Genomic DNA, 9646 nt, shown 5'->3' on the forward strand with positions numbered 1-9646 from the left:
TCATGATGCCGTCTCCGACGCCCATGCATTATGGCATGTCAAATTGGAGTCTGCACCCGCGGAAAGCACCGTCAAATCTGCTCAACACTCTGCAGCAATCAGGCAGGAGACTTCCTTATGCCGCGGCCGATGGCCTCCTCGCCCCCGCCATGGCAGGGCCCTTCACCGCCATAGACGATGACCCTCCCGTCATGGCCCATGATTTCCTGACATCATTGTCCGTTCCGCGAACGATGGCTTCCGAATGTCATGCCCGAGGATCCCGGTCAAACCCTGATGGTTCTCCTAACATCCTTCGACTGTTCTCTCCCGTTTTCCGGCCCCACCGGCCTGACTCCCGGCTAACCTCGTCGGGAAAAATCCAAGAAGTGGGGAAATCCAGTCATCTACAGGCCGTTTTCGAGGTGCTCATGGTACGAATATCCCCACATCTACGACATTGCTCCACATGTGGGGACGAAACTACCACGAAACGCTGCCGGACACGCTGCCGGACAAATCCTTCATGGTAGTTTCGTCCCCACTGTTCCAAGCCAATACCCACGACATCGTCATACTGCATCCGTTCGTGGTACGACCATCCCCACATTCACGATCAGTCGACGGCATATCAAAACAGTCAACCAACAAAGTGGGGAAAACCGGCCATTTAAGCCCCTGTACAGTCCGAGCACAGTCCCTCCGCGCAGTCCCTCCGAGAGCACCCGAGCGGATGGTTGAGGCATCTCTTGGAGCATGGATGAAGGTCGTCACCTGTTGACCGGCGCACGGATCCGCAACCGCAACAGCAGCCAAACATGATCCAGAGAACGAAAAGACAAACCTTCAAGCACCACAAAAGCACCACAAAAGTTCCTATAGCCCGAAAAGTCGCCGAAAAGTCACCGAACCGCGGAGAGAACGCCACAAAGAGCGCAAGCAAAAAAGGAGCCCGCCCAAGCTGGGCGGACTCCCTCAACGATCAGCCGGTCTAAGACCGGTACTTCATCGGACTTGATGCGATGGGTTCCGACTACCCTTCAGTCACTTCGTGACGGCTCCCCTAGCAGGGGGAGCCGAGAACAAAGGAATGCAATGGTCCGACAAAGCACCGGATCCGACCGGAGCCAGACGACGGTTCAGACGCGCTCGGAGGCTTCCTCCGTGGCGGCTTCGCCTTCGCGCTCGACGCGCAGACGGTGGCCTTCGGCCTGCGGCACGCCGTAGTAGGCGGCAATGGCGATGTCCTTCATGTCCTCGATCTGCGGGATGCGCGGGTTCGCGGGGGCGCACTGGTCCTCGTAGGCGCGCATGCCGATCTGGTCGAGCACGCTCCAGAAGTAGTCCTCGTCGACGCCGCAGTCCTGGAAGCTCTTGTTCATGCCGAGCTTGTTGTCGCGGTAGTCCTCCACCGCGCGAGCCAGGTTCTCGACGGCCTCGGCCGGGGTCTTGCCCGGGTCGATGCCGAGGTTGACGGCGATGTCGCGGTAGCGCTCGTCGGCGATGTACTTGTTGTACTTCGGCCACGAAGTCGGTTCCTCCGGCACCTGGCCGTTGTAGCGGATCACGTACGGCAGGAGGATGGAGTTGGTGCGGCCGTGAGCGACGTGGCACAGCGCGCCGATGGTGTGGGCCATGCCGTGGCACATGCCGAGGAACGCGGAGCCGAACGCCATGCCGGCCATGGTGGCGGCGTTGTGCATCTTCTCCTGCGCCTTGGTCTTCTCCAGGCCCGGCTCGCCGTTGACGGACTCGGCCAGATTGTCCCAGATGAGCTTGGCCGCGTGCAGCGCCATGCCGTCGGTAAAGTCGTTCGCGTAGACGGACACGTATGCCTCGAACGAGTGGGTCAGCGCGTCGAAGCCGGCGTCGGAGGCGAGCTTGCGCGGCTGGGTGCGGGCCAGGACCGGATCGACGATGGCGACGGACGGGGTGAGCGCGTAGTCGGTGATCGGGTACTTGTAGCCGGTCTTGTGGTCGGTGATCACGGCGAACGGCGTGACTTCGGAACCGGTGCCGGACGAGGTCGGGATGCACACGAGCTTGGCCTTCTTGCCCAGCGGCGGGATCTTGAAGGCGCGCTTGCGGATGTCGAAGAACTTCTCGCGCACGTCGGAGAAGGCGATTTCCGGGTGCTCGTAGAGCAGCCACATGATCTTGGCCGCGTCCATCGGGGAGCCGCCGCCGACCGCGATGATCGTGTCGGGCTCGAACTCCTCGCGCATCATTTCGGCGCCGCGTTCGACGGTCTCGACGGAGGGCTCCGGCTCGACATAGTCGATGATGCGGAAGGTGACGCGGTTGGAACGGGCGCGCAGCTGGTCGATGACCTTGTCGACGATGCCGAGCTGCTCCATGACCTTGTCGCACACGATGACGGCCTTCTCGATGCCGTACATGTCGCGCAGGTACTTGATCGCGTTCGGCTCGAAGTAGGTCTTGGCCGGGATCTTGAACCACTGCATGTTGTTGTTCCTCCGAGCGATGCGCTTGATGTTGAGCAGGTTGACGGCCTGGACGTTGCCGGACACCGAGTTGCCGCCGTAGGAGCCGCAGCCGAGGGTGAGCGACGGTGCGATGGCGTTGTAGATGTCGCCGACGCCGCCGAGCGAGCTCGGGGAGTTCCAGATGATGCGGCAGGCGTGCATCCTGAGGCCGTACTCGCGCACAAGCGTCTCGTTGTTGGTGTGGATGGCGGCGGTGTGGCCGGCGCCGAGCTTGAGCATGGCCTCGCACATTTCGAACGCCTGCTCCTTGGATTCGGCCTTGAGCACGGCGTGCACCGGGGCGAGCTTCTCGTGGGTGAGCGGCTCGTTGTCGGAGACTTCGGAGCATTCGGCGGCGATGATGGTCGCGTCGGCCGGGATTTCGAAGCCGGCGGCCTTGGCGATGAACTGCGGGGACTTGCCCGGCACCACGGAGTTGAGCTTCGGGGTGCCGCCGGAGAACGCGGTGCAGCCGAACATGTACTGCTCGAGCTTGGCCTTCTCCTCGTCGTTGACGAAGTAGGCCTTGCGGCGCTTCAGTTCCTTGACGAGCGGCTCGTAGACGTCTTTGTGCGCGATGATCGCCTGTTCGGTGGCGCAGATCATTCCGTAGTCGAAGTGCTTGGACAGGATCAGGTCGTTCGCGGCGCGGATGATGTCGACGTCGGAGTCGACGTATGCCGGCGCGTTGCCGGCGCCGACGCCGAGGGCCGGCTTGCCGGAAGAGTACGCGGCCTTGACCATGCCCGGACCGCCGGTGGCGAGGATCGTCGCGATGCCGGGGTGCTTCATGAGCGCGCCGGTGGCTTCGATGGACGGGTGCTCGATCCACTGGATGCAGTCGGCCGGGGCGCCGGCCTCGATGGCCGCGTCGCGCACGATGCGGGCCGCTTCGGCGGAGCACTTCTGCGCGAACGGGTGGAAGCCGAAGATGATCGGGCAGCGGGTCTTGAGCGCGATGAGCGACTTGAAGATGGTGGTGGAGGTCGGGTTGGTGACCGGGGTGACGCCGGCGACCACGCCGACCGGTTCGGCGATCTCGTCGATGCCCATGACGTCGTCCTCGCGAATCACGCCGACGGTCTTCTGTCCGGCCAGATAGTTGGTGACGTGCTCGCAGGCGAAGATGTTCTTGGTGGCCTTGTCTTCCACCAGACCGCGGCCGGTTTCGTCGACGGCCATCTTCGCGAGCACGAGGTGCTTGTTGAGCGCCGCGATCGACGCCTTGGCGACGATGCGGTCGACCTGCGCCTGATCGAGCTTCTCGAATTCGGTGAGGGCCTTGAGACCCTTCTTGACGAGGGCGTCGACCTCGGACTGCGCCGCGGCCTGCTTCTCCTCGGGGGTCGGCTTGGTGGGGACCTCAGCCTGCTTTGCGTCTGCCATGAATCCTCCTCGACTTGCTGATGCAAATTCCGGTTCCGCCCGCTCGGGACGGCTGTCGTTGCGCCACAACACGTTGCCAAAGCGCTGCCAAAGCATCATCGTTTTTGTGGCCTAGGTCACAATGTACCGGACGACGCAAGGCTCTGCATGCGCACACAATCGACGGCGTTTCATGTTTCTTTATGATTGATTTTTGTAATTTATTGTGCGTTTCAAGGTGTTCAATCGCCCAAATCACCCTATTTTGGTGCTTTTTGTTCGCTTTTCATACCCTCCTCACAGGTTTCGACACATCGCGCGCAGACGACTTATAGAAAGCAATTTTCTAAAAGTTGCCGCACCGTGCAATCTTCTATAAAATAAGTTTCTAAAAGCGGATAATCCCGACATTGGCAACCGCCACCGTCATCGAGGACGACACATGACCACTCCACCGACTCACCAGCCCAACGGCAATATCGGCGGCCCGACGCCGCCCGCCATCACCGCAGCCGCGACCACCGCAACCACAACCGCAACCGACACCGCCGCCTCCGCCCCACGAGACCACACCCGCACCGCGATCCTGCGTCATCTCTACCGACATCGCCAAGCCACCAAGCAGCGGCTCGCACATGAACTCGGCCTCAGCCTGCCCACCGTCACGCAGCATCTACGCGAACTCGAACGCGCAGGCATCGTCGTGCCCGGCGATCCGCAGGCGTCCACCGGCGGACGCAAGGCCGTACCGTACGCGTTCAATCCGCGGCACCGCATCGCCGTCGGCGTATCCGCAGGCACGACGGAGACGACGCTGCTGGCCATCGACCTGTACGGCGACATCGTCGCGCGTCTCAACCGCACGATCCCCTACCGCAACGACGCGGCCTACTGGCAGCGCGTCGCAGGCATCGCCGACGAATTCGCGAACGCCGCGACCAGCCCCGTGATCGGCGTCGCGTTCTGCTCGCGAGGCATCGTGTCCGCCACCGCGCCGGATCCAACGGCGTCGGACGCGCAGTCCTCGGCCCCGCAGCTCATGCTCGCGGACGCGACCGGCACGCCCGGCTGTTCGGTGCAGTCGCTGCGCCAGCTCGTACACCGCACGCTCACGCCGATGCGCGACGCCGACGCCGACGCGACGGCGGAACTGTGGTTCGACCGCACGATCCGCGACGCGGTCTGCATCTATCTGGACCGCCGGCCGTGCGGCGCAATCGTGGTCAACGGCCGTCTGCACCAGAACGCGGCGTTTCGCGACGGCATGATCGAGCACATGGCGCTCGTGCCGGGCGGCCGTCCATGCTACTGCGGCCAGCGCGGCTGCATGGACGTCTACTGCTCGCCCGAAACGCTGCCGGAGGACTACGAGAGCCTGCCGGGATTCTTCAGCGTGCTCGAGCAGGGCGAAACGCATCACCGCGAGCGCATGAACGAATGGCTGGACCGCGTGGCGCAGGCGATTGCGAACGTGCGCTCCGTGATCGCCGGCGACGTGATCGTCGGCGGCGAGGCCGCGCAGTACCTCGACGACGACGACATCGCCGACCTGAGGTCGCGCGTGGCGAAGCTCAGCCCGTTCGGCGGCGACGGCCTGCGTCTGCGGCGCGGACTGTGCATGGACGGGCAGCCCGCGTTGGGCGCGGCGCTGCGGCTCGTCGACGACTGGCTGGACGACAACGGATGCCGATGACCTGCTCCCCGGATGGTGGCATGATTCGGCAACAGCGGGGGCCAACCGTCCGGTTTCTTCCAGCTAATGGCGGTTTTCGGCCATTAAAGACGCGTTAAACGGACGATAATCGCCATCCGCGGGAAGAAACCGGACACAAGCCAGACGAAACCGAACGACCGAGACCACCCCGCCTTGCGCCTCGAACCGGTCCGACACTCCCACAGACCGCCCCGTTACAATGGGAGCCATGAAGAACGCTATACCCCAGCGGTATGCGATACCGCACCGATACGCAACGAGGCCGGGCCTGTACTTCACCGAGGATGGCGGCGCGGATGCCGTGGTGCGCTCGGAAACCGCCGATCAGGTATGGCTGTGCGTCTACGAGCCGGTCGACCAGCCGACCGCCTTCTTCAACGAGGCCGTGCGCATCTTCGAGGAGTCGCCGTCCCCGTTCATCAACCAGATCCATTCGCATGCGGTGTGCACGCGCATCATCGAGTCGATGTACGTGCGCGAGACGCTGTTCCGCATGGAGGGGCCGAACTACGGCCTGTGGTACGTGCATCTGCCCAAGGCGTGGGACGGCATGCGCTACGCGTACCGCGTGGACGGCGTGTGGAACCCGAAGATCGGACTGCGGTTCAACCCGTACAAGCTGCTGCTCGACCCGTACGGCAAGGGCATCGACGGCAAGATGCAGCTTGATCCGGCCGCGTTCTCCTACCGGTGCGAGATCGGCGCGGACAGACGCGTGCGCGGCGACGCGTTCGGCGAGATGAGCACCGTCGACGCGCTCGGCAAGATGCCGGTGTCGGTGGCGATCGACGACCGCGACACGACCAAGCACGACGACGATCCGGTGCACCCGCACGTGCCGTGGAGCAAGACCGTGCTCTACGAGCTGCACGTCAAGGGCTTCACGGCGAATGCGCCGTGGCTGCCGAAGGAGCTGCGCGGCACGTACGCTGGACTCGCGCACCCGATCACGCTGGCGTACCTGCAGGGCCTCGGCGTCACGTCGATCGAGCTGCTGCCGATCCAGGCCAAGCAGGACGAACTGTTCCTGCAGGAGCGCGGCCGGCACAACTACTGGGGCTATTCGACGCTCAGCTATTTCTCCCCCGAACCCTCGTACGCCACCGAGGCAGCCCGCAAGAAGGGCGCCGGCGCGGTGCGCGACGAGGTCATCAACATGGTGCGCGCGCTGCACGAGGCAGGCTTCGAGGTCATCATGGACGTGGTGTACAACCACACCTGCGAGGGCGGCGTGGAGGGCCCGACGACCTGCTGGCGCGGCTTCGACCCGCTGTCCTACTACCGCCGGCAGAAGAACGACATCGGCCGTCTGGAAGACACGACCGGCTGCGGCAACACGTTCAACTTCACGAACACGCACGTGCTCACGTTCGCGGTCGATTCGCTGCGCTACTGGGCCAAGCGCATCGGCGTGGACGGCTTCCGCTTCGACCTGGCCGCCTCGCTGGCCCGCCTCGAGGGCAATTTCACCAAGCACCACCCGTTCCTGTACGCGTTGCGCTCCGACCTGCTGCTCGGCAACCTCAAACTCATCATGGAGCCGTGGGATCTCGGCCCGGAAGGCTGGCGCACCGGCGGCTTCGGCATGCCGTTCAGCGAATGGAACGACCGCTTCCGCGACACGACGCGCCGGTTCTGGCTCACCGACACGCAGCCCGGCGCCGCCGGCACGATCGGCATGCAGGAGATGGCCACGCGCCTGTGCGGTTCGGCCGACCTGTTCGCCACCGATCCAGGCCGCGGATGCGTCGCGTCAATCAACTACGTGACCGCGCACGACGGCTTCACGCTCGCCGACCTGACCATGTACAACACGAAGCACAACGAGGCCAACGGCGAAAACAACATGGACGGCTCGAACGTCAACCATTCGTCGAACTTCGGCGTGGAGGGCCCGAGCCGCGACCCGGCGGTCGTGCGGCGGCGCAACCGCGCGGCGATGAACATGCTCGGCACGCTCATGCTCTCGCTCGGCACGCCGATGATGCTCGCCGGCGACGAGTTCGGCAATTCGCAGCACGGCAACAACAACGCGTACGCGCAGGACAACGACACGACCTGGCTTGACTGGACTTGGCTGTACCAGACCAAGAAAACGCCGGAAATGCGCCGTTTGGAGACCGTGTCGCGCCTGATCGCGATCCGCAAGTCGCTTGACCTGTACCATCACGAGGAGTTCTTCACGCTGCTCACGCAGCTCGGCCTGTTCAAGCCGTCGAGCCGCGTGCAGTGGTATCTGCCGGACGGCACCACGCCGATGGACCGCGACTGGTTCGACACGAGCGTGCGCAGCTTCCAGATGCGCCTGCTGTCGGCCAACGAGATGGACGTGCTCATCGTGGTCAACGGCACCGACCATGACCTGCACTTCCGCCTGCCGTCCGATTGCGAATGGCAGTGCGAATGGTGCTCGGCCGTGGTCAACGGCGAGCAGCCGGGTCACGGCGTGCTGATCACGCGGCTCAATCCGAAGCATTTCGACGACCGCAACTGGACGACGATCGTGAACGAGAACGATCCGATCCACGATCTGGTCGAAACCGTGCAGCACGCGCTCGCCTCGCAGTCGAAGCTGGACCGTCCGCTGTACGAGAGCAACGATCCGGTCGACAAGGACCCGCACATCAACACGATGCGCAACAGCGCGCCGGCGGTGGCCCACGATTTCAACGCGATCCTCAACATCACCGACGCGATGGACCCCGACGGCGACGCGTCCACGCAGTACGACGCGTCGAGCGGCGAGGAAATGCCGGCCGACGCGGGTATCGGCACGGGCGCGCACGGCGCCGCGGCGGCCGATCCGAGCCTGTGGACGTTCCCGTCGCTGTGCATCAGCGTGATGCGCCGCGTGCGGTAGCGGCAGGCGCATCCAACGTTCGGCGGCGGCCGCGATCATTCGTCGATCGCGGCCGCCGCTTTTTCAGTGCGTGCTCATCCAGCCGCATGCGCCGACCACGAGCTACTTGCGGAAATCGACCGTCGTTTCGCGCGTGGTGACGCGCGTGGAGCGGACCGGACGCTCGACCTGCGGCCGGGCCGGATCCTTGATGCGCTCGACGAGCGTGCGCACGGCGAGCTGCGAGACCTCGCGCGGCTGCTGCGAGATGTTCGTCGGCTTGAGCGCGAACCGCGGGATGCGCGAGTTCGGGCAGATGCTCACGAGCGTCAGGTCCTGCCCGAGCGTGATGCCGAGCCTGTCGAGCGCGTCCATGATCTGCTTGGTCGGCCGCGGCTGGCGCGTCACGATCGCCAGATTGTCGTCGATGAGTTCGGAGATCGCGTCCAGCGCGGGGGTCGAGTCGGTCTGCGGCATCGGTGCGATGGAAAACTCCATGCCGTGCGCCTGCGCGTGCTCGCGCATCGTGCCGTACATGCCCTGGATGGTCAGGTAGTTGCGGTTCGTCGCGTAGTCGTCGTCGAGATACAGCACGTGATGGTGGTTGAGGTTGGCCAGATAGTCGACGATCACGCCGCCGACGTGCGTGTAGTCGAAGTAGACGAGGTCGAGCCCGTGCGCGTCGCGCGGACGGCCGAAGATGACGGTCGGCAGGCCGATTTCGGCGGCGACGGGGATGCGGTTGTCCTCGTCGGTGACGTCCATGAGGATGAATCCGTCGCAGATGTTGCGCCCGTCCATGCGGCGCAGGCTGTCCGGGTCGGCCTGCGTGGTGTTGGTGATCACGTCGTAGCCGAGCCGGTACGCCTCCTCGATGATGGAGCTCAGATACGGCGTGACGTCGGTGCCGTCCGATTCGTACGAGAGCCGTTCGATGAGGGTGATGAGGTTGGTGTGCTGCGTGCGCAGCGTGCGAGCGCTCGAGTTGGGATGGTAGTCGAGGATCTTCATCGCCGCCTCGATGCGCGCCTTGGTCTCCGCTGCGACCGGCCGGCTGCCGTTCATGTAGTACGATACGGTGCTCTGCGCGACGTTCGCGAGCTTGGCGACGTCGCGGCTCGTGGGCCTGTGAGTGCTGGTTCGTGGCATGGCGGCGGTCCTTCATCATTGACTATACGTATCGACCATAGCACCGATCGGTGCGGCACACGCTGCCCTCGATGCGACGGTCGACGCATGCTCGGTCAGCCGGTCACGCGATGG

The 9646-nt window shown here is 64.3% G+C and carries 4 protein-coding genes; 2 read left to right on the plus strand and 2 right to left on the minus strand.

Annotated elements, in window-relative coordinates:
* Positions 1–1118: 1118 nt before the first annotated feature.
* Complete coding sequence (adhE, locus tag KIH79_RS10075) at positions 1119–3851, minus strand: bifunctional acetaldehyde-CoA/alcohol dehydrogenase (RefSeq protein WP_219059241.1); 2733 nt, start codon at positions 3849–3851, stop codon at positions 1119–1121.
* A 421-nt stretch (positions 3852–4272) separates the two neighbouring features.
* Between adhE and KIH79_RS10080 the strand changes: the two genes are divergently transcribed.
* Together KIH79_RS10080 and glgX are read left to right on the plus strand one after the other, a co-directional pair.
* Positions 4273–5523 (plus strand): ROK family transcriptional regulator, encoded by a 1251-nt coding sequence (locus KIH79_RS10080; RefSeq protein WP_219059242.1) that lies wholly within the window; start codon positions 4273–4275, stop codon positions 5521–5523.
* 229 nt (positions 5524–5752) lie between these two features.
* On the plus strand, positions 5753–8404 hold the full coding sequence (glgX, locus tag KIH79_RS10085; protein ID WP_219059243.1) for a glycogen debranching protein GlgX: 2652 nt from the start codon (positions 5753–5755) through the stop codon (positions 8402–8404).
* Positions 8405–8506: 102 nt separating this feature from the next.
* Here the strand turns inward: glgX and KIH79_RS10090 are convergent, their stop codons facing one another.
* Entirely contained in the window at positions 8507–9532 is a 1026-nt protein-coding gene (locus tag KIH79_RS10090) for a LacI family DNA-binding transcriptional regulator (RefSeq protein ID WP_219059244.1), read from the minus strand.
* Between the last annotated feature and the right edge of the window lie 114 nt (positions 9533–9646).

Source organism: Bifidobacterium miconis (assembly GCF_019331735.1).
Classification (GTDB): domain Bacteria; phylum Actinomycetota; class Actinomycetes; order Actinomycetales; family Bifidobacteriaceae; genus Bifidobacterium; species Bifidobacterium miconis.

Excerpts from the sequence above, each read along its gene's own strand:
- KIH79_RS10090 (WP_219059244.1), bottom strand. The coding sequence starts at position 9,532 with ATGCCACGAACCAGCACTCACAGGCCCACGAGCCGCGACGTCGCCAAG.
- adhE (WP_219059241.1), bottom strand. The coding sequence starts at position 3,851 with ATGGCAGACGCAAAGCAGGCTGAGGTCCCCACCAAGCCGACCCCCGAG.
- glgX (WP_219059243.1), top strand. The coding sequence starts at position 5,753 with ATGAAGAACGCTATACCCCAGCGGTATGCGATACCGCACCGATACGCA.
- KIH79_RS10080 (WP_219059242.1), top strand. The coding sequence starts at position 4,273 with ATGACCACTCCACCGACTCACCAGCCCAACGGCAATATCGGCGGCCCG.